At 61.9% G+C, this 1,319-nt stretch carries 1 protein-coding gene; it reads right to left on the minus strand.

All coding sequences use genetic code 11. The annotated features are described in order from the left end of the window. A partial coding sequence (locus tag BLS48_RS34640; protein ID WP_091586700.1) for an acyltransferase family protein occupies positions 1-1,319 on the minus strand: 1,319 nt, incomplete at both ends.

Raw genomic sequence — 1,319 nt, forward strand, 5'->3', positions numbered from 1 at the left:
GTGCAGGCCGGCCGAGCATAGGAGAAGTAGCTCAGATTGGGCGGGCAGCCGGCATAGGTGTACTGGACGACGTTGGCCTGGATCTTCTGTGCATTGGCCTCCAGCCCCGATACGTAGTGCGCGGCGAAGGAATCGCCCCACAGCAGCACATTGGTGGCAAAGCCATGCGTCCGCGTGCAGTCGGCGAGGTTCCAGTTCTCGATCCGGCTCCCGCCCTCGTTGAAACAGACGCCATTGCGCCAGTCACCCACCAGGACCCGTTCCGTCGAGAAATCGGGGAACCGCTGCGGAAAACCCTTGCCCAGCGCACCAGCCAAGCCGACGACGCACAACAGGGCGATCGCCGTCGCCGAGAACGCGAAGATGGGCAGGGGGGCAGTGAAGGCCCGCTTCTGGCGGAAGGGCTGCTCGACATATTTCCACGAGAACGTCGCCAGCGCGACGCTGGCCACGATCATCGCCATGATCGTCGGCACGCCGATGGCCTTGAGCGAGAGATAATGGACGAACGAATTGATCGGCCAGTGAACGAGGTAGAGCGAATAGGAGATAAGGCCGATCCACACCAGCGGTGTGAGCCGCAGCACCTGCGTGGCGACAGGGACCGGCCTGTCCGCATGGGGCTGGCCGGCATAGATGAGCAGCGCCGTTCCGATGCAGGGAAACAGGGCATTGTAGCCCGGAAACGGATCGCTTTCCGAAATCGTCAGGAAGCCGAAGGCGATCAGGCCAAAACCGGCCAGCCCGATCAGTTCAGTCAGCGGACGGCTGGCAAGCGCCGGCGGCTTTCTCAGCATGAGCATGGCGCCCAGCGCCAGTTCCCAGATGCGCGTCGGCAAGAGGTAGAAGCCGGCGGTCGGCGCCAGCGTGGTTGCCATGACCGCCAGGGCAAAACTGCCTATGGCAATCGGCAGCAATATCGTCAGCCAGCGCTTCGAGGCGTATCGGTAGATCAGATATACGAGGACCGGCGCGAAGATATAATACTGCTCCTCGACCGAAAGCGACCATGTGTGCAAAAGCGGCCGCAGTTCCGCGTCGATGGAGAAATAGTTGGTCGTTTTCCAGAAATAGATGTTCGACCAGAAGGTCGAGGCCGCAATTACGCTCAGGCTGTACTCGTGGAGATCCGACGGCAGGAGGATGAACCAGGCGGCGATACTGGCGAGCAGGATGACGAAGGTCAGCGCCGGCAGGATGCGCCGCGCGCGGCGCCAGTAGAAGCGGCCGATCGAGAACTGGCCGCGCTCGAGATCGTCGAGCAGGCTGCCGCTGATCAGATAGCCCGATATGACGAAGAAGATATCGACGCCGGTGAA

It is taken from the genome of Mesorhizobium qingshengii (genome assembly GCF_900103325.1).
Lineage (GTDB): Bacteria > Pseudomonadota > Alphaproteobacteria > Rhizobiales > Rhizobiaceae > Mesorhizobium > Mesorhizobium qingshengii.